Genomic DNA, 26491 nt, shown 5'->3' on the forward strand with positions numbered 1-26491 from the left:
TCTTTTACAGAAATAAAGTCAGCAGGCAGGAGGAGTTGAGGCAAAGAAAAAGCAGCCTTCTGAAAAAGGCTGCGTGTGATTTATTCGACTGTATACTCGGTTTCCGCTTCGTATTGAGCGCCTTCCTGGGGTGTCAGCCATGCTGTAATCGTATAAACGCCGGATTCCAGCTCCATGGAGGGAACTTCAAATTCATATTCCAGCGCCTCACCCGCTTCGATTGTTTCCTCTCCAAGCGCCTGTATATATGAGCTTACTGAAGATAAGCGGTAAAGCTCTTCGTCCGCTTCGTTTGTAAGTGTGAAATCAAAGCGCTGGCCGCTGGTGAAATTGAAGGTCATCGCTTCATCCGTCTGGTTGTTCACAGTGTAGCGGTATAGATTATTGTCCATTTGTTCGAGCACTGCTGTCACCTCTTCCTCTGTAACTCCCTCGGACGCCCCGTTGTCATCGCCTGAATCCGATGTTCCACAGGCTGCTAAAAACGTTGCCAAAGCTATTAGAATGAATGCGGTCAAAATTTTGTTTGCGTTCATAATTATTCCTCCCCGGTTTGTAAAAGCTGTAAAGTTTTCAGTATTTACTATTTGACCGCATGACCGGCAAAAAAGTTACAGGATAAGAAAGAATAATAGCTCCCGCAGGACATTCTTGCGTATAATGAACATACGCCAAAGGAGGATTGCCCCTTGTCTGAAATGTTGAATGATTTCACAAGCGCCATCGCCAATAAAACCAAATGTCTCGCTTCAAGCACTGTCATCATGCTGAAATACATGGCATTAATACTCGTGCCGCTGTATATACTCTATCTGATTATGAGTTGAAGCTCCAAAATGTCTGGAATTAAAATAATCCAAGGAAAAAGCAATGCTTATTCCTTGGATTATTTTTTCTGTTTCCATTACATTCTCACGTAATGGATGCCAGATAAATCGTTTTCACTGATTCTTTTATCATTGCATTAAACTCATCATCTGATTGGTTCGCGTTCAGGCCTTCGGATAAGCCTCTTGAGAAACTGGCAATTAAGCCTTCGTTGGCTGTCAGTTTCAAATTGGCCTCGTCTCGGGTATAGCCGCCGGAAAGGGCAACGACCCGGAGCACACGCGGGTGTTCAATCAATTCCTTATAAAAATTATCAACGCTTGGAATCGATAATTTGAGCATGACGTTTTTGTCTTCACTCAAGTTATTCAAATGATCAAGAATTTCCTTCTTGAGGATTTCTTCAGATTGCGCTTTATCTTCGCTGCGGATATTGACTTCCGGCTCAATAATCGGCATAAGCCCTGCCGCCAATATTTGATCAGCTACTTCAAATTGTTGTTCCACAACTTTTTTAATGCCGTCTGCGTTGGCTCTATTGATAACGGAACGCATTTTTGTACCGAAGACGTTGCGCTCGTTTGCGCGTTTCAGCAAGTCATCCAAACCGGGATTCGGCTTCATCAGCTGAACGCCGTCTTGCTCATCGGCGAGGCCTTTGTCGACTTTCAGGAATGGTACGACGCCTTTTTGTTCCCAAAGATAATCCGGAGTGTATTGCCCTTCGACTTTCCGGTCCATCGTCTGTTCAAACAGGATGGCGCCGAGAATCGACTCGGAGTTGAAGGCGGGTGCTGTCATGACGCGTGTGCGCATTTCATGGATCAAATCGTACATTTCATCTTCGTTCGAATAAGAATCTTCCGAGACACCATATTGTGCCAAGGCTTTCGGTGTGCTGCCGCCACTCTGGTCGAGCGCTGCAATAAACCCTTGTCCATTTTTCACGAGTTCAAATTGTTCTTGATTCATTTTCCCAGCTCCTTTGATTAGTTTGAGAGATACAGCATTGATCAATAGAGTATACACTGAATATTGTACCAATAATTGGAGTATTCATCAAAAATGAAGGGTATTAAGCGTTACCAATAGTCACGCATGCCTGCAATGAAATGCGGGTAGTGTAAAGAACAGGAACTAACTGACCGCAAAAACGTATAGTATTACAAATAAATTTACAGGAGGCAGGCATGCAGAAATTCTATCTCTATTTACTCATATTCCTGATTGCGTTATTATTGGCGGCTTGTGGCGAACCGGAACAGGAACAAACAGCTGCGTCCGAAACGATTATCCAAGTGACGAATAATTCAGCCCGCCAAATTACTTCAATCGAATTAAAGCTATACCAGAATGATAAAGTCCAGGCATCTCCGACTGCGATGAATGCCGATGAATCGCTGATTGTCACGGATGAGTCGGTTGAATTTGACATCCTTACACAGGATATTGATTTTGACGAGCCTGTTGTCATTGAAGCGGTGACGATGATCAACGGTGTTGAAGAGTCGGCCGGGCAAACGGAACCGATGGAGCTCGTTCCGGGGGAGCGCTATCAGTTTGAGTTATCCGGTGACGAGGAGCTGCAATTCCGTGAAATATCGGAATAACGAGAGAACCGGCAAAGAATTCCAGTCATACAAATAGAAGAGGAGCCATCGAAGATTTGTCTTCGATGGCTCCTCTGTATTCGTTAATCAGGTACCGCAATAAGTTTTAAATGTACGTTCTTCGTCTTCAGGAGGTTCTTGCGTAAATTCGAACGGCGTTTCATCATGGGCGTAAGGATTTTTCACTGCCGCCACCAATTTTTCAGTCAGGCTGTAATCCTGATTGCTTACCGCCGCTTCCAGCGCTTTTTCAACCAGATGATTACGGGGGATGATGGACGGGTTGCTACTGCGCATCAATTGTTGTGCAGTTTCTGCGCTTTCAGCTTGCTCAGCCTGCCGCAATTTCCATGCTGTATGCCATTCCTCAAATCCGTCCTTGCCGTTGAGCGGTGAATCCTCGAATTTATCCATAGTTAAAGCGCGGAATGTATTCGTGTAATCGGCTTTATGGTCGTGCATCAACTTCAGCAAATCATCAATCAAGCGGTCGTCTCCATCTTCGTGGCCGAATAAACCAAGCTTCGCCTTCATGCCGGCCGTCCAAAATTCCTGGAATTGATTGCTGAAATCGCCAAGCACTTCCTGTGCGAATTCGACAGCTTGTTCCTGCTCTTTATCGATCAGCGGCAGCAATGTCTCTGCAAATCTGGCGAGATTCCAGCCGGTAATTTTCGGCTGATTGCTGAACGAATAGCGGCCATACTGGTCGATCGAGCTGAAGACGCGGCCCGGCTCATAGGTATCCAGAAATGCGCAGGGGCCGTAATCGATCGTTTCACCGCTGATGGTCATATTATCGGTGTTCATAACGCCGTGAATAAAACCGGCGAGCTGCCATGTTGAAACCAGCTTGGCTTGTCGGGCAATTACATTTTTCAACAGCGCCAGATAGGGGTTTTTCTGATCCTTCGCGTTCGGATAATGGCGGTCGATTGCATAATCCGCGAGTGCTTTAAGCTCCTCAAATGTTCCCCACTGCGCAGCGTATTGGAAAGTTCCGAAGCGCAGATGACTCGCTGCGACCCGTGTCAATACAGCGCCGGGCAGGAAAGTTTCGCGCACAACCGGAAGCCCTGTCAGCGCAACAGCTAGGCTGCGGCTGGTCGGAATGCCAAGTCCGTGCATCGCTTCGCTGATGATATATTCCCTCAGCATCGGTCCGATTGTCGCCCGGCCGTCGCCGCCTCTGGAATAAGCGGTCCTGCCGGAACCTTTCAATTGAATGTCAAAACGTTGTCCGCCGGGAGCGAGCTGCTCCCCGAGCAACACGGCGCGGCCGTCCCCGAGCATTGTGAAATTGCCGAATTGATGGCCGGCGTATGCCTGGGCAATCGGCTCCGCGCCTTCCGGAATTTCTGTACCGGACAAGATATTGACACCACGTTCGGTTTTTAAAAGCGTCGCGTCAAGGCCGAGTGTTGCTGCCAAGTCTTCGTTAAATATTGCGAGCTCCGGTGCTTGTGCCGGTTCGGGCAGAGTCCGCGTAAAAAATTTCTCCGGCAATCGCGCGTAGCTATTATCAAAATTCCAGCCGATCGCCGGAATGTGGGTAGTGTTTTTCATAAGATCACCTTTTCTTTAGACGTAATAAAAAACTTTCTATTAATTGAGTACCCGTTTGGGAGAGAGCGCAACCAAATACTGCGACTGCAACTAATCTTCATGCGACCGCAACTAAATAGCGAAATCGTGCAACTAAAAATAAATTTATGGAAAATACGGGTAACGATGAAGCGAGTTTCAATCTGACCAGAACCAAAAGCCCTCAGGCCCCAAACTCAAATCTTACACCCGTCAATTCTTCCGACACTTGCCATAAGCGCTTTGCTGTTTCTTCATCAAGAGCGGATGAATGCGGCGTCTCAAGCGCCGGATAGCCTTTTCGGCGGCCAGGACCATCGGGGCCGATGTATTCACCGCCTTTTAAATTGGGATCGGTGGCAGCGTAAACAGTGGCCAACGCACCGATGGCCGGCGGCTGCAAATAATATTTATTGGCCAAATTGCGGAGCAGCAGCGGTGCATCCCGGTTGCCGAGCTTGAAAATATTCGTGGCTGAAACGCCGGGATGGCAGACCACACTAAGCGTCCGGGAGCCATGCTGTTTCAGGCGGCGGTCGAGTTCCAGCGCAAACAGCATATTGGCCAGTTTGCTTTGATTGTAGAATTTTTTCGCCTTATAGCCTTTGGAGCCGTCCAGGTTGTCGAAATCGATTGCCCCGCGGTTATGTGCCAGGCTGCCGATTGTCACGATACGTGAGTCCGGTGTTTCCTCCAGCAATGGCAAGAGCAATGCGGTGAGCGCAAAATGCCCCAGGTGGTTGCTGCCAAATTGCATTTCAAAGCCGTCTTTTGTTTTGGAAAATGGCGGCATCATGACGCCAGCATTATTGATCAATAGATCCAGCGAATCAAAGTCACGTAAAATCCCCTCAGCAAATGAGCGGACACTGGCCAAATCTGCCACATCGAGCAGCCGGATTTCAATCTTTGCTTCCGGATGAAGAGTGAGTATTTTTTTTCGGGCAGCAGCACCTTTGGTTTCATTGCGGACAGCTAAAACGAGCTGCATGCCTTTGCCCGCAAGGACTGTGGCGGCTTCCAGGCCAATGCCGCTGTTGGCGCCGGTGATGATTACAGTCTTATGGGCGAAATCTTGTGTCATATGTACAAGCTCCTTTCCGGGGCTCCAATTGTAAGCAGTATCAATCAACTTGTATACGAATCAATTCTAGAGGAATTGAGGGAGATTGCAATCGGTAAGCAGTTTTAGATCAGGAATCAGTTTCTGTCATCTGAAAAAAGGGCTGGAGTATGAAAAAGCCCCCCTAAATGGGGAGCTTGTGTCAGTGTTTACCATGTTTTTTCATCCATTTGCCATAAGTTTTCTCTACTTTGATGACTTTTTTGTTGACAGTTGTTTTTTCATTCTTTTTAGAAACATGTTTTTTAGTCTCTACTTTTTTCACAGTTTCACCATATTCTTTATCTTCGTAAGTTTTAACGTCTTTGCTGATGACTTTGCCGTTGCTGTGAGGTGCTCCTCTCTTTTTCAGTGTTGTTACTGTTGTTTTGGTAGTTTTTACAGGAGTGATGAATTTTTTGATCGTATCGACTCGAGTCACTTCATCCCACTTGGTGGTTGTAATGATTTTATAAGTTGTCGCTATTTCTACATTTCTGTAAAGATCTTTCTTAGGATGTTTTTCTTTTTTGACCTCTACTACAACTTTTTTCTCAGAAGATTTTTTTGATTTTTTCTCAGTAAAGTATTCTGTCGATTTCTTCACTTCCACTTTTTTATCATAAGACACGTCTTTCTTCGTCGTCACAATCGTCGTTACGCCTTTATGAAAACTGACAGTTTCTTTGGAATCGGTATCGGGAACATGTCCTTTACTTGCCATAGCTGTGGAAGAGAATCCGAATGCCAATAGAAGAGCCAATAAAATCATTGATAATTTTTTCATTTTCTCTTTCTCCTTTGAAAGCTGGATTTTTGTACTCTTCACGGGACATAATGCGAAACATGGAAATTGTGGCCAAGCTTGGCTGTCTTAACTAAGAAGTTGTGCTGCACTACTTTTCAGCGGCCGCATCCAAGTAGTTATCCATGGATTCGCAATAATTATATTACATAAATCAAAAAAATACTATGGTTTTTCGCCTCTGTTTTGGTCAAGTTTCTATACAAAAATAACTATCTTTTCGGGAATAAAAGGGAAGCACCTATAATTATGGGGGGACTGGAAATGAATTTACAGCAACTATAGGGTATAATATTTATTATCGACAAGAATATTGCAAAAGTGTTTTCAAAGTTCAATGGAAATAGAACAATGAAAACGGAAAAGGAGACTTGCCATTTATGGATTATAAACACATTACAGTAGCCGGGAGCGGCGTACTCGGGAGCCAAATTGCTTTTCAAGCGGCTTATAAAGGATTCGCAGTCGTTGTTTATGATATCAATGACGAAGCCATTGAAAAATCGAAAGAACGCATGATGAAGTTGAAGTTGAATTATAAGAATGACTTGAAAGCTACAGACGCAGATGTGGATGCTGCCTATGAACGGTTGTCATTCCATACAGATCTGGCAGAAGCAGCCTCACAGGCGGATCTTGTCATCGAAGCGATTCCCGAAGTGGTGGCCATCAAGACAGAGTTCTATCAGAAGTTAGGGACTGTGGCACCGGAGAAAACAGTTTTCGTGACAAATTCCTCTACTTTATTGCCAAGCCAGTTTGCAGAAGCGACGGGACGTCCGGAGAAATTTCTGGCATTGCATTTCGCCAACACAATCTGGATCAATAACACAGCTGAAATCATGAAGCATCCGGGAACGGATATGGCAATCTTCGATGAAGTCATCGACTTTGCCAAAGCCATCGGCATGGTCGCGCTGCCGCTTCATAAAGAGCAGCCGGGCTATATCCTCAATTCATTGCTCGTACCGTTTTTAGAAGCTGCGGAATTATTGCTCGTCAAAGAAGTGGCAGATGTGCAGACAGTCGACAAGACATGGATGATTGCTACGGGAGCGCCGCTGGGTCCATTCGCAATTCTGGATGTCGTCGGCATTCGCACGGCGCATAATATCGTGAAAGCTAAAGCTGCTGCGACGGGTCGGGAAGATTTCGTGAAGCTCGCGGATATGCTGCAGACCGATTACATCGACAAAGGAAAGATCGGCCGTGAATCCGGCGAAGGTTTCTATAAATATCCGAACCCCGCTTTCGCTGACCCTGATTTCCTGAAAAACTAATATTAGATACTGGCACGAAAAAAAGGCAGCGAAGGGAAAATCTTCGCTGCCTTTTTCTGTGAATCTATTCAATAGGATGTGCTCCATCTCAACTAATCCTGATCCTTTTGCTGCTGGCGAATCTGTTCCAATGCATTGTCATGGATGATCAAGTCGGAGATGCGTAATTGCTCCGAAGCTTCGTCAATTTTTTCCTCGCAATTTTCGAAAGCAACGGGCAGAGTTGTCCTTGTTGAATAACAGCTTCCACTGCCTATCGATTCAGTAAGGTCGGGTTTGTAATAAAATTCATTGAATCGAAACGATCCGTCACGAAAGACGGTGATATTTTCCTGTTCATCAAGCAGTGAGTCCCCAAGCATATAGGGAGGATCGATGCCCAGTAAATCCAGAATTGTCGGGGCGATATCAATCTGGCCCCCTACACTTTCGTTGGTATCTCCGGCATTTGCACCGGGTTCTTTTATGAAAAGCGGCACACCATGGTCCAATTCGAACAGCTCGACCATAGTAGCCGCTCCTGCGTCTTCAGCTATTTCGGTACCCCTTTTCGTCAAGCCACTGTCGTGGTCTCCGTAGAAAATGACGAGCGAATCCTCCCATAGGCCTTCAGCTTTCATTTCACTTATCAGCTGGCCGACCGCTTCATCGACATAGTGAATGGTATGGTAATAGCCTTTGACCAGCTCGTCTTCATAAGCGTCGAGATCCAAGGTTTTCTGCTCTTCCGGAAATTCATATGGAGTGTGGCTGGTCAATGCGACCATGAAAGCGAAAAATGGAGTCTCCATTTTGGAGGCATATGACAGTGAATGGGACAGAAAATCCTTATCATTCAAAGCCATGCCGATTACATTATTTCCCGGGAAATCCTTCTTGCTGTAGAATTTATCAAATCCGATATTGTCATAGATTTTGTCCCGGTTCCAGAAGCTTCGCTCGAAAGCATGCATGGCGGCTGTATAGTAACCATAGCGCTGCAGGTGGGCAGGTAAGCCATCGAAATCATTGTCTTCATATTGTGTATAAACGGAACCGGATTTAACCGGATGAAGGGAAGTCAGTGTAACAAATTCCGCATCTGAAGTTCTGCCTTCATGCGTTTGATGGTAAAAGTTAGGGAAGTACGTGGCGTCCTTCTTCAATTTGTTCAGATTCGGCGTCAGTTCCTGTCCGTTGATCGTCTGGCCAATCAGCGAAGATTGGAAGGATTCCAATTGGACGACAATGATATTCGGCAAATCTTCGGGAATCGATGCTGCTTCAATTTCAGGGACCGTATCAGGCAGCAAATCTGTTTGATTTGAAGAGAGATCGTTGCTGCCAACCAAATTGTATGCTCCTTTTAACAGGTCGGCACCGTGATAACCCCAAAAACCCAATTGATAATATTCCCTCATATTCGATATCGGGTTATCCACGAGCCATTCTTCTTTTTGCAGGTAACTCCAGGCGAGAGGAACAGAAAAAAAGATTGCCCCGCTTGCCAGTAATGCGCCGGCAATCTTAAATCTATTACTGCGGGTGGGCGTTCCGGTGTTATTTTGGAAATATAGGAATGCAGAAGAGAAAAGGAGAAGATCTGCAAAAAAAAGAAGGTCTTTCCAGGCAATGAGTGTCAGAAAACCACCGCCGACGCTGCTCATCTGAGGGACATCAGCTATCAGCATGACGCTGAGGAAGTCTTCGAAATAGCGATAATACCAGACATCTGAAACGATTAATGTGCTGTGAAGAAACATTAAGGATAATAGAACCCAGCGTCTGGTCCGGGCTTTCAGTAAAAGGGTCCAACTTGAAAGCACCAGCATGGAAGCGAGATTCAAGATGAAAAAACCGAACGAAAAATCGGTATCCGTATACATACTGAAAAGAAATAGCTTGAACATCGAAATTGCCAAATAAACAGCATAATCGAGAAATATCATTCGTGATGCACCTCCAAAGGGACCGGGGACTTAAAATTATGTATTTCTATAATAGTACCTCTTTTCGCTGTGCCGAAAACATGGAAAGAACAGCGGCACTTTACTTCGGTTAACGGGGCGCAGCGGGATACGCACGTGCTTGAAAATTGTTTTATATCGAAATTATCTGTAAAATTATAAGGGTAGACAGGAAAGGCAGAGGTTATCGATGACTGCATTGGATTGGATTTTTACAGCAATAGCTTTGCTTTGGGTATGTGAGTTTATCTTGTTCCGCAACCGGGGAACGGGAGAAGAGGACGCGGTGGAAAAGCGGTCTTTTCTTTTGATTTTTGGCGCGCTGTCCGGCACGATTGCGGTTGCTGCCATACTCGGGGAAATGCGTTCGTTTGAACCGGTAAATTCATGGCTAAAAGCAACAGGTGTGTTATTTTTTGCGGGAGGTGTAGTTCTTCGGTATTGGGGAATTCTTCATTTGAAATCCCAATTTACACGCCACGTTACGGTGAGACAAGGGGACGGCATTGTCAGTACCGGACCTTACCGGAAATTGCGGCACCCCCTGTACACCGGGTTATTATTGATTGCCATCGGCATGGCGCTTTTTTTCCAAAGCCTCGTTGCAGCAATTTTCGGCGGCGTTTTGGTTGGATGGGCGCTTGCTAAACGGATGGATGGAGAAGAAGCGCTGCTGCTTGCGGAATTTGGTGAAGAATACAGGGAATGGATGGAGAAGCGTGCGAGGCTCATTCCGTTCCTCTACTAATTGAAAGTGAGGGGTCTTTGTGGAACTGCCTTATGGTATAAGCGGTTTTTATAATTCAGATGAACCTAAGCCACCGGAAATGGACGTCGTTAAATACAAAGAGCTTTGTTACAAAATCGCCAAGGACTTGGAAGCTGAATCACCGGAATTTGTAGAGTCGCTGTATCCGGCAAACTTTTATAAAGCCGTTTTTCAATTGCCGGAGAAGAAAATTTGTCTCGTCATGAACAAGCATTATCCGTTTCTGGCATTTGCCAAAACAGCGGAAGCGGAAAGGATCGAATTCATCGACTATCCCCCCGGCAATGAAGCAATGCCGGAAGGATTTACCGTGCTGCCCACAGCAGAACTGGAAGCACCGGTGCCAAAAACTATGGATGATTTGCCTGACCTTCGGCTGAATAAAGGTGAGCTTGATCAGATCAAGTATTGGAAACCGGAAACCATAGGCCAGATCATCTTTAATTATTGGGACTGAAATATATCATTAACAACATTTTGCATATTACCGATACTCATATAAAAACGCCACCTCATATTTGCTGAGGTGGCGTTTTGGGTCGCGTTCATGAAAAATCAAACAATTTCCCTGCCGCTCTTGCCGAGGGCATAATAGACTCCGTGCTGGAGGCTTTGGAGGCATTCAAATTTTCTGAGATTGCTTTTCGATTGGATGATTACCATCGCAAGTTCGGGCGATACGCCAACCAGTATGGTTTCGATTCCGAGCAAACGGGCTGCGGCTCCCAATTTGTCGATAAGCAGGGCCGTATGTTCAGAGATATGTTTATGCAGACCTGTCAGGTCAAGAAGAAGGAATTGGGCTTGGTGCTTCGGCAATTCGCTCAATGTGTTGAAAATCAAATCTTCTGACCGATCCTCGTCATAACTGCCGATCATCGGTACCACAACAATCTTTTCCAATACCGGAATAATCGGAGAAGATAGTTCTTTCACAAGGTTTTGGAGCATCTTGGTCTTGTCATCCACCATGCGTTCGAGCTCTTTGATCTGCCTCGCTTCCTGCTTTCTGGACATTTCATGGATATTCGACTGCACTGTGACGCTCGACGGGTAATATTCAACTATGCTGTAAGGAGTCTCATCATTTTGATATTGGATGACAGTGTACCAGAAGTTGGTGCCGAACAGGCCCGTCAATACCCCTGCATAATGGGAAGGTACAAAAATTCCTTCGAGGCCTCTTTGGTTGCGCAAATTCATCTTGTATTCCCAGTCATCCTGGATGTGGAGGGTAAAATGCTTAGCCTCTTCATCCATCTTGACGATGTTCACTTTGCCCCAACCAGCGGGTGCGTATGTATTGGACAGCCATTCGACCACGTTGGAAGTGTTGATGTTTTTTCTGTCCAGAAAACCTTCTCCGACAATGACGCCCTGGCGGAAACCGGTAGTTTCAAGAACCAGTTTAGTTGCTTCGGTGCCAGAAATTTCACGGATGGATTCAAAAAATGTTTCCATTGCTGAAATCCAAAACAGCACAACATCTCCATCTTCGAATAAAACTTCCCCAGTTTCCAAATCCCATTTCAATTCCACATCACCGACAGTAATCTGCTTTTTCATAAGGTCTGATCCTCCGATTTGCTGATATTTCATATTTTATAATGGATTAAGATTATGTATTTTAAGACCAAATATTTCATGCTTTATCTTATTCCCTAAAAGAACTGAAAATATGCACATTGCATGACAAAATTTTCAAGAATCAAAAAGGGCTTTATTGTTTATAAAGGAACTTAAATCTTGAGCGTCGAATAGATTCAAGACTGAAACTGCTGCAAGCCACCAGCTCCATCTTACAAAAAGGAGGCAAAGCGCTATGGAAAGGAAGAGCCAAAAAATTACGCCAAACTTTTGGTTCAACGGGAATGCAGAAGAAGCGGTAAATTATTATATTTCAATTTTCAAGGACGCGCGCATTGGACGGACCACACGGTATACCAGCGACGGCAAGGAATTTCACCGGATGGAAGAGGGCACGGTCATGACAATTGAATTTCAGCTTGAAGGCCAGCAATATCTCGCCTTGAATGGTGGGGGCGATTTTAATTTCAATGAAGCCATTTCTTTTATCGTTAATTGCGATTCGCAGGAGGAAGTCGATTATTATTGGGAGAAATTGACCGAAGGCGGGGATGAATCAGCGCAGGTTTGCGGCTGGTTGAAAGATAAATTCGGCGTATCCTGGCAAGTGGTGCCAATTGAACTGGATGATATGATGCAAGACGGCGATCCCCAAAAAGTCAGCCGTGTGATGAATTCGTTATTGCAGATGAAGAAACTGGACCTCAATGAATTGCGGAGAGCTTATGTCGGGGAATAGAGTGGAGAATTGATATCGACAGTAAAAAGCGGCCTATTCCAAAAAAGGAGTAGGCCGCTTTTATGCTGTCTTTCGTTTGACTTTACTGTTCGATCAAATTGCTGAGATAGCCATAGCCCTGTGCTTCCATTTCATCCGCCGGGATGAACAGGAGTGCTGCGCTGTTCATGCAATAGCGCAGACCGCCTCTGTCTTTCGGGCCGTCAGTGAAGACGTGGCCGAGGTGGCTGTCGCCGGCACGGCTGCGAATTTCAGTGCGCTTGAAGAAACCGCTTCTGTCTTCGTGTTCAGTGACGACGGCAGGATCGATGGGCTTGGTAAAGCTCGGCCAACCGGTGCCGGAATCGTATTGATCGGCGGAAGAAAACAGCGGTTCGCCGGTTGTAATGTCTACATAGATACCGGGCTCGTAATTATCCCAATATTCATTGGAATAAGCAGTTTCGGTGGCGTCATTCTGAGTGACATCGTACTGGATTTCTGTCAATGTCGCTTTCAGTTCTTCGTCACTCGGCTTCGGATAATCCGCCGGATCGATCAATGCAGGAATTTCCTGGTCTTCAAGCGAATCAAATTCGATGTGGCAATAGCCATCCGGATTTTTTTCGAGATAGTCCTGGTGGTATTCCTCCGCCAAGTAATAATGCTCCAAAGGCTCGATTTGTGTCACAATCAGTTCGTCGTAACGCTCCGCTTCAGCAGCTACAACCGCATCGATGATTGCACGTTCTTCCTCGTCTTCATAGAAGACAGCCGTACGGTACATGGTGCCTTTATCATTGCCCTGCTGATTCAGCAAAGTCGGATCGATGATCATAAAGAATTGCGAAACGATACTTTCCAGGTCGATGCGCTCAGGATCATATTGGACGTGCACCGTTTCGGCATGTCCGGTGTTTTTGTATAGCACATCTTCATAACTCGGGTTTTCGGTAGTGCCGTTTGCGTAACCGGAAGTCACATCATAAACACCGTAAACGCGGTCCATATAGGCTTCGACTCCCCAGAAACAGCCGCCGGCAAACCAGATGCTTTCCAGGTTTTCCGTGTCGAACACCAGATCGTCATTCGGATTGTCCGGGAACTTATTTGGTGCATCCGGTGCATCGGTCATCGCAGTGGTCGTTGATTCGGAAGGGGATGAAGAATCCGAATTTTCGAGCGCAGCGGGCAAGGAACAGGCAGCTAACAGCAGCACGAGAAATAACAGCAGCATGGAAAATTTGAACTTCATTTCGAGTCGACCGCCTTCCATTATTGGATAGTGTCAAAGGTTTCATAAATCTGTTCATTGCTCATATGGCCGGTCTGGCTTTTCACCAGCACGCCGTCAGTGCCGATAAAGACGGAAGTCGGATAGCCGATGATGCCGTAGTCATCGAAGGCAGGACCGCCTTCGTCCAATAGGACCTGGATGTTTGAAGTGTTCTGTACGCCTTCAAACCATTTGGCGAATGAGTCGCTGTTTTTCTCAGCATTTGAACCGGGTGAGACGATGGTCAACACCTTGAAGTCCGGATCCTCACCGGCCAGTGTGTTCAATTCGTTCATGCCGGAAAGGCAAATCGAACACCACGACGCCCAGAACTTAATATAGACTTTTTCGCCTGCATATTCAGACAACACATGCGTGTTACCTTCCAGGTCTGCCATAGTAAATTCAGGTGCAAGCTTGCCGTCATTCAATTGTTCGGCAGTTAGAGCCGATTGGTCAGCTGAGCAGGCAGTGAGCAGGAGTAAGAATATTATTGAAATGGGCAAAACCAGGAATCGTTTCATAAGGAATCATCCTTTTCATCTTGAAAATGTAAGCGCTTTATATTATAGTTCTGTCAATGCATATAGAGCGTACTGCCTATACATCTATCATATAGTGAAAAGGAATAGAAACATACTGAATTGTCTCAGTGTAAGAGTAAATGGGACATTCGAAACGGTTAGTTCGACAGAAGGTATGGAAGGAAAATCAAATGATTTTACACAATGGCCATTTAAATTATAAGTTGCAAAAGCACCGCAATGAAAATCAAGCCCGCGAGGAATGACGGGAAACTGCTGTTCTTCTCATCCGGCAATTCGTCGTTCATGATATTGAGTACAACACCGCCCGTTAAAAAGGCGGAGAAAAATGCAATGACGAGTTCACTGGTAGGGGTCAGGTGAAAAATCAGCCAACCGATAAAAACTGATCCCGCTAAAATCCAGCGTCCTGCTCTTGTGTATAAATCCTCATGAGTGAGGTGAAGGATCCGGTTATTTGCAATAAAGTGAAATGAGAACACGATGAAATAAATAATGTAATCAATGACCAACTCTCCGCTGAGTTCCACAAGAAGATAACCGATCAGCATATTGTACATAGCAAAAGCGCTGATCTCCAATATGAATATATATTTGCTGGGACGCGTCATATTCCTTTTTCGTTTATTGTGTTCCTCAGATTTCTCGCTCAATTGGTTGATGCCATAAAAGAATGCAATGCCTGCTAAAGTGGCAAGATAAGTTACATAATCAAGGTTTTCCATCCAGCGCGGCAGGTCTGCATTTTCAGCGACTGCCTGGTAATGTGTCAGCTCCGGCACCAGATGCAGGAAAACATATGCGATGGATCCGCCGGAAACTAACGACATGAGCCGGTTTTTTGGCTCACGGCTGAGAAATTTAATATAGTTCGTAAAGACGTGGACGATTGCAAAACCGACGATGACTGCGAGGCTGAGCCAAAACATGGGGTTCCCCCTTTCTTCAAACTGTTGCTTTTTCCTCTATACCCGTTATAGCTGCAAAAATCTGCAGACAGCGAAAAAAGTAGAGAGTTTTTTGAAATAATTGGATATACTGTTTGGGAAGGCATTCGCTTGAGAAATAGGAAGCTTGGCTCGTATACCGGAGAGAAAGGAGGAAGCCAAGCATTGCGTAACCATGAAGGATGCACGGAATTTCAGAAAGGCCGATATTGTAGACGGGGATAGAAGAATGGGAAGGCAGTGATGTAAGATGATGAAATTTTTGGGTGCATACAGCCACTGGATATTGTTAGTATTGGTGTTTGCAAGTCTTGTGGGAAGTTTTTTCAGTGGGCAGTATGATGCTGCTTCCATGATTTTCGGCGTCATCGGCTTGTTGGCTGTGGCCTACCTGGTTTATCGCATGGAAATGGAAAGAAAGAAAAAGAAGTTGCAGGATAAATAGAAAGGCCGGCCTTTAATGGAGTCGGCTTTTTATTGTGAAATAATGGAAGATGAAGGAATTGACCTTGTCGAATAAAATAACAGCAAGGGGTGAATACGATGACAAAGACAGATAATGTGATTGCAAAGACGCTGCAGATATTGGGCGGGATCATGATTGCAGCTTATGTGCTCAGAGCTTTGGTGGCAATCGATGAATTCGGCGGCGGTCCGGCATTCGAGATTTTATTGCAGGGAGTCATTTTGGGGATGTTATTGATCGGTTTTGGGGAAGTGATCAAATTGATGCAGGGGCTTTACAACCAGCGGGAACCGGAGCGGCCGGTCGAAGATGGGGAAAAAGAGAGAAGAGCAGCTTTACGGAAAACAGATGACAGTACAGTTCAGCTTGAAACTCGAAACAGGATTCTGGATTTCTATACAAAGCGAAATATGGTCGTGGATGATATTGAGGGCACGCCCTATGCCGGCTACGCAATTGTCCATCATGATGGACAGAAGGATGTGGTCGATTTGAATAATTGGGAGCTGGAGATTTTATCAGAAGGGCAATTGAGGAAGAATCCGGAATTGCGGAGTTTGGTGGAGTAGCAGGTTAATGCTTAACTATTGGTTATAAGAGAAGCTCATACCAAACATTTTTGGCTGCCCGAAGAGAGAATAGGAGGGATAGAATGGGGATGAAAGTTGGAATCATTGGGTGCGGATCGATTACAAAGATGCGTCACGCACCGGAATATACGGAGAATCCGCATGTCGATGAAATCGTTTTTTACGACCGGAATATTGACCGGTCGGAGGCTTTGGTCGAACTCTTCGGCGGCAGCCTTGTACATACGGTGGAAGAATTATTCGAAGATCCCGATATCGTAGCAATCAGTGATTGTTCTTCAAATGAAAACCATCACATCTTTTCATCGAAAGCTTTATTGAGCGGAAAACATGTTTTATGTGAAAAGCCGATTTCGCTGACGATTGAACATGCAAAGGAAATCATTGCGGCGCAGAAGGAGTCAGGCAAAAAATTGATGGTGGACCATAACCAGCGATTTACGCGGGCGCATCAAAAAGCGAAAGACATTTTAAAGGGTGGAGAACTGGGGAAAGTCCTGACCTTCAGAACGACATTCGGGCATTCGGGACCGGAACAATGGGGCATCAATAAAACCAACTCAACCTGGTTCTTCAAAAAAGAACGTTCGGGTTTTGGCGTGGCGGGAGATCTCGGAATCCATAAGCTGGATTTGCTGCATTATTTGCTGGACGATGAAATCGAACTGGTCAGTGCATTCCAGGGAGCTCTTGATAAGCTTGATGAAAACGGCAGACCCATTGAAGTAAGCGATAATATTGTGTGCAGCCTGAAAACAAAGAAAGGACGATTGGGCACTGCCAGTTTTTCCTGGACCCATTATGGCGAAGAGGACAACAGCACAGTGATCTATTGTGAAAAAGGGATTTTAAAAATTTATAACAGCGACGACTATCAGATTGAAGTGCTCACCAAAGACGGGATCAAAGTCAACTATCAATTGGAAAGTATCCAAACCAATGATAATCAGACGAATACCGGTGTGATTGATGCTTTTGTCGAGAGCATTCGACTCGATCAGCCGCCGCTTGTAACAGGGGAAGACGCACTTCTTTCATTGAAAGTAATTCTCGGAATTATTGAAGCGGCTGAAACCGCCACTGTAGTGAAAATCGAGACTGAATCACTGCTGTATTCGTAAGGAATTTTATACAGAATAGAAAAGAGCCGCAAATTCCTGTTTCAGGAAGCTGCGGTTCTTTTTGGATTTATCTGCTTGTGCCGTATAAAATCCATGGCGATGGCAGCACGAAAGCATGGTTGTCCGGCAGGGAGGCGGTCTGTTGCACCGTCAGATCCATCCAGATATGGGTTTCCTCATTAGTGTCGTCAGCCATTTTTTGGCGGGCAAAAGATATCGTTTCCCACAGGCCGGGCTGCTCCGTCAGATCTTCGAACGGATAGACGGCATGCAGGTATTGATATTTCTTGAAATCCCTTTTCGTAATGAGCACCCGGTCGCCAGTTTTGTTTTCAAAGAAATTCCACTGGGCGATCCGGCTGTCTTCAAACAGGCTTTCTGAAGCGGGAATCGGGTAATAGCATTCAAAAGGAAAAATGGCGGCAGACTCGGTGAAAAGTTTCTTGAGCCAATGTTTCTTCCGGTCGATGTTGTCCTGGCGCTGCCAGACGGCTCCACCATCTACCATGCCGGTATTTTCTTCAGCAGTTGCGCTGTAGCTTGTATGACGCTCGGACAGGCCGATTTTTTTCAGCACGCGCTGAGCGGGAAGGTTTTCTTCCTGTGTATTGGCTCCGACCCATTTAATGTCAGGAATGTCGAAAGCTTCTTCGAGCACTTTAGCCATCAGGGTGGTGGACAAATTATTGCCACGGAAACGAAGATCGCTGCGCATGCGCCCCAGTATGGCATATTGTCCAGCGAATACCGTCAACCCGCCAATGCTCACCAATTGGCCATCTGTAAAAAGTCCGAAAAGTTTATTGTTGCCGGAACAAATACGGTCGAAAACGCGAATGATATAATCATCGTCAATTCCGGTTTCCATAGCTTCCAGGGCGGGCAAATCTTCTATCGTCAAAACACGGATCAGCTTATTCATCGAAGGACACTCCCAGTTGCGCATTATTTCTCCTAATTATAAACACCAATTCTAAAAATCGCATCCAGAAAGAATGCAAGCAGAAGAAAACTGACTGAATAATTATTTCGGCCTACGAATTATAAATTTAGACAGTCGAAGTAATCAGAAGCGCATAAACCTTTAGACATGTGAATTTATGGAAAAAAACTATTTAGTATTACTAAAGAATTGAAAATTCAAAATATATTTACAATTAAATTTTAGTTTGCTATGCTGATTTCAATCTTACGACAAGAAAAGGGAGGCCAGGTGAAGTGCTAGGAAGAAGCTTGTTAAATAAATCAGAAAAAGGAGATGGTTTTATTGAAAAAGAATTTTACCAGTACTTTGGGCATTTTGGGGCTATGCACGGCGTTGGCGATGCCTGTCTATGCGGCAGAAAATGAGGCGAAGCCGCAGACGCACCATCACGATTACGGAATCTCAGGTTTCATCGATCACGGGGAGCTGACCAAAACCCTGCTGCAGCTTGAGGCAAAAAGCAATGGTGCGGTACAAGTTGAAGTAGCGGGGCAATCGTTTAATGGCCTTGATATTTATACAGCTAGAGTCGGAACCGGCGATAAAGTTTTGCTGATCCAAAGTGAAATCCATGGCAATGAAAAGACGGGAACAGTCGCAATCGTTGATTTGCTGAAGAGCCTGTCCAATAATTCCAAACAGACGAAAGAGCTTTTGGAAGAAGTGACCATCGTTTTCATGCCGATGATGAATCCGGATGCTTCGGAAGCCGACAAGCGCCGCAACAGCATGACGTGGTCGGATGTCGTTGATGCTTATCCACAATTGTCAGGGGCATCGCCTTCATGGAATTATTTTGACCGCGGTGTCAGCCAAAGCTATGATTACGCTGCAAATCCAGGATTCGATGTAAACCGTGACTTCAATCCTGATCTGGATTATGTGCCGGAAGCTGGAGACTTCCCAGGTGCTTCAAATGAGCCAGGTTGGTTTATCACTCCTGAATCGCAAACTTCCCGTGATGTGTATAAATCATTGCAGGATGAGTTCGGCAACGTCGATGTTTTTGTCGACCTTCATCACCAGGGCATCTATTATGTCGACGGCACACCCGATCCGGTGACATTGTCATTGTCAGCCCAGTTTGTTCCGGATCCAAATTCTCCGGAAGGTGCAGATTACGCTGAATACGCGGATGCGTATGACTATGATTTTTCACGCCAATTAAACTTGTTGGCTTATAATGAACTTCAGTCCTATGGTAATTCGAAATTCACCAACATCTCACTTTATTCTCAGGGACTTGATCTTCCAGGAACGGCACTTGGCTCTTATGCCTTGAACGGCAGCGGTACAGTTCTTTTCGAAGTAAGAGGCCAAACGCAAACGCTGGGCCAAAAAGAAAAAGGTCAATTGTCCAAATCTGTTGAACGCGGACTATCCGCCATCATTGAAGGTGTCGCTGACGGATCTGTAGCAGAACTGGATCCGGAGGATTATGAAGATATCCCATTGACTTCCTATAGACCGACAAATTAAATTGTATTGGAGCAGCTGCCGGCAAATGCCCGGCAGCTTTTTTTGCCTGTGCCATTTTATGACTAATCCCAGTCTGTGCGGGTATAGAAAAGGAAATCAAAAATACGCAAGGAGCGGTTACGTGGTAAAAGAAAATACGAAAATAGGAATTGCTTTGACGCTGGTGTTCAGTGGCCTGGCAATTGCAGGGTTGTTCATCGTTGTGTTTGCAGAGTTTGCAGAAGAAGTGATGGAAAAGGAATTTGGTATTTTTGATAATTCAATCATTACTTTGATGGAAGTAAACCAAAGCGAGGTCATGGGGCTAATCATGTTCTTAATAACGGAATTGGGCTCTGTCTGGTTTCTTGGAGCTTTGTCCATCGCCGTGATTTGGGCATTGTGGTTTAAAGCCAAAGACAGATGGAGTGCAATTTTTCTCGTCATTGCAGTCGGCGGGGGCGGGTTATTGACCCAGCTGTTGAAGCATTTCTACGGCAGGGAACGCCCATCCATCAACGAAGCGATTGATGCGGTAGGATACAGTTTTCCCAGCGGACATTCAATGGGATCGCTGCTCTTCTATGGCTTTATGATTTATCTGATTATCAGAGGTTCTCAAAAAGAATGGGTGAAATGGGTGGCTTCCATCACGCTGGGTGTTCTGATCATATTAATCGGCATTAGCCGTATCTACCTCGGAGCTCATTATCCAAGCGATGTAGCGGCTGGCTTTATTGCCGGGACAATTTGGCTGCTGCTGTGCGTAACGGCATTGGAGTGGATCAACTGGCAGAGCGGCAGCGATGTCCGCCCGGTGCAAGGATTACGCAATCTCCTGCGTTCCGTTTTAAGTGGTGCAAAAAAGAATCTTGGCATTGGAAATAAATAAGCTTCAACGCTGACGGAGTTAATTTGGATAAAAATCGGGAATACACAAATTGCAGGAACCCTATGGTCAATTTAATCGGAACGGAGGCATTTTAATGGATCTAAACAAGTATCGGGTCAAGCCCGACACACAAATTCAATTGACTGATTTCAATACATCAGAAACCAATAGAGATGATGAAGTGGAACTGGAGGAAAAATTGATTCCTGAATCAGTTCGTAAATTGAAGGAATTGCATTTAAAACTGAATGCCGAAGAAGAAAAAGGGATTCTGGTGGTGCTGCAGGCGATGGATGCAGCGGGCAAAGATGAAGCCATCACTTATATTTTTTCAAATCTGAATGCCCAGGGCCTGAAAGTTTTGACACTCGGAAAACCATCTGAGCGCGAGTTGAGCCATGATTATCTTTGGCGCATACATGACGGCTTACCGGCAAGAGGAGAGGTTGGAATCTTGAACCGTTCTCATTACGAAGAAGTCATTGCACCGCGTGTCCACGATCTTTTGGGTGATGAGCCGTTGCCGGATGAACTGATCGATAAAGAAATCTGGGACACCCGTTTTCGCCAAATCAATGATTTTGAACGGTATTTGGGTGAGAACGGATTTCCGGTAGTGAAATTTTTCTTTAATGTATCAAAAGAAGAACAACGTACGCGGCTTCTGGAGCGAATGAAAGACCCGCAGAAAAACTGGGAATTTTCTTTCAGCGACGTGGAAGAGCGCGAGCATTGGGATGATTACCAGAAAATATTTGAAGATATGCTGAACAACACATCGACTGACCATGCCCCTTGGTATATACTTCCGGCTGACAATGAACAGTATTCCCGTTACATCATTGCAAACGTCATGAACGAGCTGCTGACAAAACTCGATCCGCAGTTTCCGGTCATCAGTGATGAGGACAAGGAAAAACTTGATGAATACATCAGCAAGCTGGAACAAGAAGGCAAAGAGTACAGCCATTGAAATAATGAAATTTAAAAGAACCCAAAAATAGTTTGGGTTCTCGTCGGACTGTCGGGGAAATTCCGGCAGTTTTCATTTATTCTTTTTTAGCGGTATATTTTCGGATGGCGGGGAGGATTTCATTGCCGATCAACTCAATATTCTTCATCAGGCTGTCAAAAGGCACTCCGCCAAAATCCATTTGGCCGATGTAGCGTTGATGGCCGAATAATTCATGCTGATAAAGTATTTTCTCGATGACCTGCTGCGGACTGCCGATGTTCATGACGCTTTGGTTGTCTGCGCCGTGCATGAATTGATATTCGGGAAAGCCTCGTCCGTTGGTCACTTTCATACCTTCATTGATATAAGGATAATATTGTTCCAATGCCTGCTGTGTCGTTTCGGCAACGTGAAAAAAACCAGCTGTCGCAACGGGAAGAGTGGAAGAATCAAAGCCGCTTTCCTCTGCTGCATTTCGGTAGGCATCGATTGTATGCTTAAAGTTCATCGCCGGACCACCCAGCATTGCCAGGAACATCGGTACACCAGCATTACCGGCTTTAATGGCACTTGGAGGTGACCCGCCGACAGCGCGCCAAATCGGCATCATGCCGCCATGGGGACGGGGAATAACTTCTGCGTCACGGAGCGGCGAGCGGAAACGGCCATTCCAGTTAACGGATTCTTCCTGGCTGATCTTCAGCAATAACTCGAACTTCTCTTCATATAATTCCTCGTAATAACGGATGTCGTAGCCCAACAACTCAAACAGGCCGACACGGGAGGCCCGCCCGGCCACCAATTCTGTTCGCCCATTTGAAAGGAGATCAATGGTGGCAAAATCTTCAAATACCCTGACTGGATCAGAAGTCGAAATGATGGTAGACGAGCTGGCTAACTTAATATTTTTCGTAGCCTGGGCAATAGCTGAAAGCACAACAGTATGCGCCTGTGTCGTGAAATATTCCTGATGGCTTTCCCCGACACTGAAAAAATCGAGGCCGGCCTGGTCGGCAAGCTGAGCAAGTTCAATAATTTCCTGCAGCCGCTGCCCCGCAGAAATTCGCTTTTTCGTATGCGGATTCGGAATGTGATCCCCCAGTGTATAGAGGCCGAATTCCAATCCTTTGTCCTGATCCATGCGATATTTTTCCAAATAAAACACCCTTTCTGGAATCTATTATGCAATAACTTTCCAAAAGATGCTGAATTGATGCTTGGCCACACGGGCTGAAACGAAAAAATGCCATCCCGCCTGAAGGAGGGATGGCATTCCAAACAACAGTCTTGATTTTCCTAAAAGAACAGCAAATTCAATAGAATCGTCAAAATGATCGACAGGACGATTGAAATAATTAGACTGGCCATACAGGACATGCGCATAATGATCCCACCTTCTTGGATGATAAGGTCCATTACCCGTTTTGACCTGAAGTGAAAACAGCGGTCACTGGCGCAATAAATAATCATTGTCATACAGGAAGTCACTGCTGATATCGATAAACAGAAAGCTGTCTGCCGACAAGGGGTAGCTGAAGGTCCGAACGATATCGCCGGTCTCGATATCTGAATAAGTGTCTGAGAGAATTCCCCGCGGCCATTTTGTCATGCGCATGATATTCTCAAGGAAATATGGACGGAATGCCCAATGTGAACCTTTGTATTCCGACTCGATTTGCCATACGCCATCACGCTTTTGGCAATTGGAAGAAATTTGCTGTCCGTTGGCATTGCAGATATACATCCTGAAACTGTCGTTATCAAAAGGGCCAGTCAAGAATGGAAAGAAGTTATCTGCCAGTTCAGTTCCCGTCCATTTAGGAACAATCTTTTTCAGGATTTCTTCACAGGCAACCGAATAGGCCAGGCATTTTGAAATCAGGTATTTTTCCATGTCAATGAATTTTTGAATGCTCTTGCCAACATCCACTTGCAATGAATCGTTGGAAAGAAGGTTGAAATCCGGTCTTGCCAAGTAATAGCCTTGGTAATAATGTCCCCCATGTTTCCAGGCAAATTGGAGCTGATGCTCATCTTCTATATGCTCATAGGATAATTTCGCACCAATTCGGCGTGCCAGCAAGGACAGGGAATAGACAATATCCTGAAAAATATCCGGCCTGTTATTACGGATAACAGTGGTGTCGATTTTGAGGATGTCCGGTTTCAATTGCCGAATCCGATCAATATTCGAACTTTTTGCTCCGGCATGGTCGACGGCAACCTGGATGCCATAAGTTTTATAATACAAAATCAGATGGTTCAACGATTCGAAATCTTCTTCAAATGCGTGCTCTGTAATTTCGAGCACAATTCTGTTGAGCGAAAAGCCTGTTGCTTCAAATTCCTGAAGAACAGCGAGAAATCCTCCACCACCATCGGCCAATAATTGCTTTGCATCTCTGTACAGGAAAAGCTTGCATTTATTGTCCTTTTCCGTCATTTCCTGCATAGCCATTCTCAACAGATGCGTATCTATTTCTATTTTAAAGTCATCCGGTACATCGGGATTTTGAAAAAAATTACCGAGACCTTGCCATTCATCCTGATAATAAAATCGTCCGCGTACTTCATAACCGATAATTGTATGCGTAACCGCGCTGACGATTGGTTGAAAAACAGGTTTTACATTTTGCGGGTTTTCAAGAACAATCATGGGATCCATATATTTGCCTCCTTTGGCTCTCAAGTTGTATGTTCAATATAAATATTCGGGGGCATAAAGAAATGGCGGAATTCTGTAAGCGAAAGCGCATTTTGATTGAACTTTCATTATCTAATCCTATTCTGTCAAAGTCCTGAAAAATCCTTCAATATTCCGACTATAAGGCTTTTGGTAGCAAGGACTTGAGGCCGGTTACCAAATGGTGAACTTTCTTCAAAAAGACTGAAAAAATCTGAACGATAAAGCTTGCAAATGCGGCCGGCTATCCCCTATAATTTGAAACATTGTGCCAGAAGTGGGCAACAGCATCATTCTCTTTTAGAAAAAGCCGAATGCATCTGCTTGGCTTTTTTTTCGTGGCAACCATTAATCATGAGAATAATAAAGGAACGAGGAATAATCATGGATAAAGTTTATAGCTGGCTGATCATTTTTGCCGGATCAGTCCTGCTCGGATTTGCATTTAATATGTTTTTATTGCCGCATGGAATATTATCAGGAGGCATTACCGGTGTCGCCATGATTTTCAGTTTGATGACCCCCGTCAATGCGGGAATCTGGCTGCTGCTCCTCAATATACCGATACTGATCCTTGGTTGGATGAAACTGGGTAAAATGTTCATCGCCAACAGCATCTATTCAGTAGCGGTCACGTCGATTTCCATGCTGTATATTCCGGTGATGAAAGTGACAGAAGACGCATTATTGTCATCCGTTTTCGGCGGTGTGCTGGTCGGAATCGGAGTAGGCTTCATCATCCGTTTCTATGGTTCAACAGGCGGTTTCGATGTCGTCGGACTTTTGATGACCATGAAACGCGACATTCCGCTGGGCTTCATGGTCTTTATGCTGAATAGTCTTGTCGTTTTTGTTTCAGGCTTCATTTTCAACTGGGAACTTGCGATGTATACGATGGCATCCATCTACATCACAGGACTGGTAGTTGACCGAATCCATACGCGCCATATCAAGCTCAGCCTGATGGTTGTTACAGGCAAAGGCGACGAAGTGAAATCTAAACTGCTGGAAAGCCTTTACCGTGGGATTACAGTTACTGACGGAGAAGGGGCCTATTCCGGCAATAAAGTCAAAGTATTGTATACCGTCATTTCACGTTACGAATTGGCGTTTGTGCGGCCGTTGATCAAATCAATAGACCCGAACGCTTTCGTCAGCATCAATGAGACGATGGAAGTCATGGGCAATTTCCGAAAAGACGATAATTTTAAGAAAACTCCCATCATAACCGGGGAGGGCCGCTCTGCTTAGCTGCAGCAGCGGTTTTTTTGTTTAGTAACTGAAAGAAAAGCTGAGATAGAAACTTGAAAACCGATATTGCGCAAAACAGCTTCGCTTGCCTGGGGGCTCGCGCTGAGCTAACTCGGGACTTCGTCCGAGTGGATCTCAGCACTTCGCTTGGTCCCCTGGGCGTCTGCGCTGTTTTGCTCCATATCTCAGATCACTTTCTATAAAGGAATACACGTTTAAGTGTGTTGCAAGCTAGAAAGTGGACACTTCCATTCTGCTCACAACAGAATGAAGCGTCAGGCGGCGACTCCTGCGGGAACCAGAGCGAGCCTGAGACCCCGCAGTGAGCGAAGCGAGCGAGGAGGCTTAGGCCGCTCCCCGCGGAAAGCGTCCGCCTAGAGCAAAATGATTGGAGAACTTGTCGGTTTCTCGACAGCCAAAGAAAAGCCAAGTCACTCGACTTGGCTTTTCTTTATAGCATAATCTTTTCCACTTTACAGCGGAGAACGGTTTTCAGTTTGGCGGGAGCTGTTTTTCTGAAGTCGTTCAAATAAATTTCTTTATGCTTTTTGCTGGTGCGCTGCAAGTCATTTTCCTCCAAAAAGCGGTCAATCTTTTCGAACGAAGCCGGTTCATCATCGTAGGGACCTTCGTGCAGAATCTGAACAGCCAGTCCTTCCTCAAATTCCTCAAATACCACTTCGTTCAGCAACTCATTTTGGCTTTTGCGTCCGGCGATTTCAAATGCTTTCAGTATGGTGCCGTTATCGGCAAAATCAGGCTGCCGGATCATCAATGTATACAAGAGTTCATTTTTATCCAGTGTTTCCAGTCCTTGTCCTTTTTTGGTGAGGTTCCAAACAGCTTCCAGTGGATACACCGTGTATTCATAATAGCCAGGGGGAATGAAACCGTTTTTGGGCATCATGCGGACAGCATAGGCGAGTGAATACAGAACTTCAATCCGCTTAGCAAAATCCTCTCCGTTTGGATCACCCTTACCTTGTATCGCAAAAAAACACTGTGGCGGTACCTGGATCAAAACTGGAGAAGTGGGTGGCAAATATAATTCCTTTTCTGCTTTCCGCCATTCATGCTTCATAAAATCCCCCTT

At 45.2% G+C, this 26491-nt stretch carries 28 protein-coding genes; 13 read left to right on the forward strand and 15 right to left on the reverse strand.

Going from position 1 to position 26491, the window contains the following annotated elements; genetic code table 11:
- Nucleotides 1-80: 80 nt before the first annotated feature.
- Nucleotides 81-536: a BsuPI-related putative proteinase inhibitor gene (locus DHX103_RS12120; RefSeq protein ID WP_422122537.1), complete on the reverse strand. Its 456-nt coding sequence runs from the start codon at nucleotides 534-536 to the stop codon at nucleotides 81-83.
- 153 nt (nucleotides 537-689) lie between these two features.
- On the opposite strand from DHX103_RS12120, the gene DHX103_RS12125 reads away from it, so the two are divergent.
- The gene (locus DHX103_RS12125; protein WP_422124808.1) at nucleotides 690-827 is read left to right on the forward strand and encodes a hypothetical protein; all 138 of its coding nucleotides are present in this window, start codon (nucleotides 690-692) and stop codon (nucleotides 825-827) included.
- Nucleotides 828-912: 85 nt separating this feature from the next.
- Here DHX103_RS12125 and DHX103_RS12130 read toward each other — a convergent pair whose 3' ends face one another.
- On the reverse strand, nucleotides 913-1800 hold the full coding sequence (locus DHX103_RS12130) for a fructose bisphosphate aldolase (protein WP_422122538.1): 888 nt from the start codon (nucleotides 1798-1800) through the stop codon (nucleotides 913-915).
- Nucleotides 1801-2018: 218 nt separating this feature from the next.
- On the opposite strand from DHX103_RS12130, the gene DHX103_RS12135 reads away from it, so the two are divergent.
- A complete protein-coding gene (locus DHX103_RS12135; protein WP_422122539.1) occupies nucleotides 2019-2438 on the forward strand; it encodes a hypothetical protein in 420 nt (139 codons plus the stop codon).
- Nucleotides 2439-2525: 87 nt separating this feature from the next.
- On the opposite strand, the gene DHX103_RS12140 is transcribed toward DHX103_RS12135, so the two are convergent.
- From DHX103_RS12140 to DHX103_RS12150, 3 genes are all read right to left on the reverse strand, one after another.
- On the reverse strand, nucleotides 2526-4004 hold the full coding sequence (locus DHX103_RS12140) for a protein adenylyltransferase SelO (RefSeq protein WP_422122540.1): 1479 nt from the start codon (nucleotides 4002-4004) through the stop codon (nucleotides 2526-2528).
- Nucleotides 4005-4206: 202 nt separating this feature from the next.
- A complete protein-coding gene (locus tag DHX103_RS12145) occupies nucleotides 4207-5106 on the reverse strand; it encodes an oxidoreductase (protein WP_422122541.1) in 900 nt (299 codons plus the stop codon).
- Between the two features lie 181 nt (nucleotides 5107-5287).
- A complete protein-coding gene (locus DHX103_RS12150) occupies nucleotides 5288-5911 on the reverse strand; it encodes a hypothetical protein (RefSeq protein ID WP_422122542.1) in 624 nt (207 codons plus the stop codon).
- A 398-nt stretch (nucleotides 5912-6309) separates the two neighbouring features.
- On the opposite strand from DHX103_RS12150, the gene DHX103_RS12155 reads away from it, so the two are divergent.
- A complete protein-coding gene (locus tag DHX103_RS12155; protein ID WP_422122543.1) occupies nucleotides 6310-7209 on the forward strand; it encodes a 3-hydroxyacyl-CoA dehydrogenase in 900 nt (299 codons plus the stop codon).
- A gap of 92 nt (nucleotides 7210-7301) precedes the next feature.
- Here DHX103_RS12155 and DHX103_RS12160 read toward each other — a convergent pair whose 3' ends face one another.
- Nucleotides 7302-9137, reverse strand: coding sequence for an LTA synthase family protein (locus DHX103_RS12160; RefSeq protein ID WP_422122544.1), 1836 nt, complete (start codon nucleotides 9135-9137; stop codon nucleotides 7302-7304).
- Between the two features lie 208 nt (nucleotides 9138-9345).
- Here DHX103_RS12160 and DHX103_RS12165 point away from each other — a divergent pair, with 208 nt between their 5' ends.
- On the forward strand, nucleotides 9346-9903 hold the full coding sequence (locus DHX103_RS12165; RefSeq protein ID WP_422122545.1) for a methyltransferase family protein: 558 nt from the start codon (nucleotides 9346-9348) through the stop codon (nucleotides 9901-9903).
- Between the two features lie 19 nt (nucleotides 9904-9922).
- Nucleotides 9923-10381 carry a hypothetical protein gene (locus DHX103_RS12170; RefSeq protein ID WP_422122546.1) on the forward strand — a complete coding sequence of 153 codons (459 nt, stop codon included), beginning with the start codon at nucleotides 9923-9925 and terminating at the stop codon, nucleotides 10379-10381.
- 98 nt (nucleotides 10382-10479) lie between these two features.
- On the opposite strand, the gene DHX103_RS12175 is transcribed toward DHX103_RS12170, so the two are convergent.
- On the reverse strand, nucleotides 10480-11490 hold the full coding sequence (locus DHX103_RS12175; protein ID WP_422122547.1) for an STAS domain-containing protein: 1011 nt from the start codon (nucleotides 11488-11490) through the stop codon (nucleotides 10480-10482).
- A gap of 256 nt (nucleotides 11491-11746) precedes the next feature.
- Here DHX103_RS12175 and DHX103_RS12180 point away from each other — a divergent pair, with 256 nt between their 5' ends.
- Nucleotides 11747-12250 carry a VOC family protein gene (locus DHX103_RS12180; protein WP_422122548.1) on the forward strand — a complete coding sequence of 168 codons (504 nt, stop codon included), beginning with the start codon at nucleotides 11747-11749 and terminating at the stop codon, nucleotides 12248-12250.
- 82 nt (nucleotides 12251-12332) lie between these two features.
- Here the strand turns inward: DHX103_RS12180 and msrB are convergent, their stop codons facing one another.
- The 3 genes from msrB to DHX103_RS12195 form a co-directional block, all read right to left on the reverse strand.
- Nucleotides 12333-13484, reverse strand: a complete 1152-nt coding sequence (gene msrB / locus DHX103_RS12185) for a peptide-methionine (R)-S-oxide reductase MsrB (RefSeq protein ID WP_422122549.1) — start codon at nucleotides 13482-13484, stop codon at nucleotides 12333-12335.
- A gap of 20 nt (nucleotides 13485-13504) precedes the next feature.
- Entirely contained in the window at nucleotides 13505-14029 is a 525-nt protein-coding gene (locus tag DHX103_RS12190; protein WP_422122550.1) for a redoxin family protein, read from the reverse strand.
- A 212-nt stretch (nucleotides 14030-14241) separates the two neighbouring features.
- A complete protein-coding gene (locus DHX103_RS12195; protein ID WP_422122551.1) occupies nucleotides 14242-14979 on the reverse strand; it encodes a hypothetical protein in 738 nt (245 codons plus the stop codon).
- Between the two features lie 268 nt (nucleotides 14980-15247).
- Between DHX103_RS12195 and DHX103_RS12200 the strand changes: the two genes are divergently transcribed.
- The 3 genes from DHX103_RS12200 (at nucleotide 15248) to DHX103_RS12210 (ending at nucleotide 17174) form a co-directional block, all read left to right on the forward strand.
- The gene (locus tag DHX103_RS12200) at nucleotides 15248-15442 is read left to right on the forward strand and encodes a hypothetical protein (RefSeq protein WP_422122552.1); all 195 of its coding nucleotides are present in this window, start codon (nucleotides 15248-15250) and stop codon (nucleotides 15440-15442) included.
- 98 nt (nucleotides 15443-15540) lie between these two features.
- A complete protein-coding gene (locus tag DHX103_RS12205; RefSeq protein ID WP_422122553.1) occupies nucleotides 15541-16032 on the forward strand; it encodes a hypothetical protein in 492 nt (163 codons plus the stop codon).
- A gap of 83 nt (nucleotides 16033-16115) precedes the next feature.
- Nucleotides 16116-17174 carry a Gfo/Idh/MocA family protein gene (locus DHX103_RS12210; protein ID WP_422122554.1) on the forward strand — a complete coding sequence of 353 codons (1059 nt, stop codon included), beginning with the start codon at nucleotides 16116-16118 and terminating at the stop codon, nucleotides 17172-17174.
- A gap of 67 nt (nucleotides 17175-17241) precedes the next feature.
- Here the strand turns inward: DHX103_RS12210 and DHX103_RS12215 are convergent, their stop codons facing one another.
- On the reverse strand, nucleotides 17242-18096 hold the full coding sequence (locus DHX103_RS12215) for a GNAT family N-acetyltransferase (RefSeq protein ID WP_422122555.1): 855 nt from the start codon (nucleotides 18094-18096) through the stop codon (nucleotides 17242-17244).
- Nucleotides 18097-18432: 336 nt separating this feature from the next.
- On the opposite strand from DHX103_RS12215, the gene DHX103_RS12220 reads away from it, so the two are divergent.
- From DHX103_RS12220 to DHX103_RS12230, 3 genes are all read left to right on the forward strand, one after another.
- On the forward strand, nucleotides 18433-19638 hold the full coding sequence (locus tag DHX103_RS12220; protein ID WP_422122556.1) for a M14 family zinc carboxypeptidase: 1206 nt from the start codon (nucleotides 18433-18435) through the stop codon (nucleotides 19636-19638).
- A gap of 121 nt (nucleotides 19639-19759) precedes the next feature.
- Nucleotides 19760-20509 (forward strand): phosphatase PAP2 family protein, encoded by a 750-nt coding sequence (locus tag DHX103_RS12225; protein ID WP_422122557.1) that lies wholly within the window; start codon nucleotides 19760-19762, stop codon nucleotides 20507-20509.
- 94 nt (nucleotides 20510-20603) lie between these two features.
- Nucleotides 20604-21482: a PPK2 family polyphosphate kinase gene (locus DHX103_RS12230; protein WP_422122558.1), complete on the forward strand. Its 879-nt coding sequence runs from the start codon at nucleotides 20604-20606 to the stop codon at nucleotides 21480-21482.
- A 76-nt stretch (nucleotides 21483-21558) separates the two neighbouring features.
- On the opposite strand, the gene DHX103_RS12235 is transcribed toward DHX103_RS12230, so the two are convergent.
- The 3 genes from DHX103_RS12235 to DHX103_RS12245 all read right to left on the reverse strand — a co-directional run bounded on the left by DHX103_RS12235 (nucleotide 21559) and on the right by DHX103_RS12245 (nucleotide 24129).
- A complete protein-coding gene (locus DHX103_RS12235; protein WP_422122559.1) occupies nucleotides 21559-22620 on the reverse strand; it encodes an LLM class flavin-dependent oxidoreductase in 1062 nt (353 codons plus the stop codon).
- A gap of 140 nt (nucleotides 22621-22760) precedes the next feature.
- Nucleotides 22761-22940, reverse strand: coding sequence for a hypothetical protein (locus tag DHX103_RS12240; RefSeq protein WP_422124809.1), 180 nt, complete (start codon nucleotides 22938-22940; stop codon nucleotides 22761-22763).
- Nucleotides 22912-24129: an EAL-associated domain-containing protein gene (locus DHX103_RS12245; RefSeq protein WP_422122560.1), complete on the reverse strand. Its 1218-nt coding sequence runs from the start codon at nucleotides 24127-24129 to the stop codon at nucleotides 22912-22914. Before DHX103_RS12245 ends, DHX103_RS12240 begins: the two co-directional genes overlap by 29 nt.
- 402 nt (nucleotides 24130-24531) lie before the next feature.
- Between DHX103_RS12245 and DHX103_RS12250 the strand changes: the two genes are divergently transcribed.
- Nucleotides 24532-25398, forward strand: coding sequence for a YitT family protein (locus tag DHX103_RS12250; protein WP_422122561.1), 867 nt, complete (start codon nucleotides 24532-24534; stop codon nucleotides 25396-25398).
- A 451-nt stretch (nucleotides 25399-25849) separates the two neighbouring features.
- Here DHX103_RS12250 and DHX103_RS12255 read toward each other — a convergent pair whose 3' ends face one another.
- Nucleotides 25850-26479 (reverse strand): GyrI-like domain-containing protein, encoded by a 630-nt coding sequence (locus tag DHX103_RS12255; protein WP_422122562.1) that lies wholly within the window; start codon nucleotides 26477-26479, stop codon nucleotides 25850-25852.
- Between the last annotated feature and the right edge of the window lie 12 nt (nucleotides 26480-26491).

The organism is Planococcus daihaiensis, from assembly GCF_049262615.1.
Classification (GTDB): domain Bacteria; phylum Bacillota; class Bacilli; order Bacillales_A; family Planococcaceae; genus Planococcus.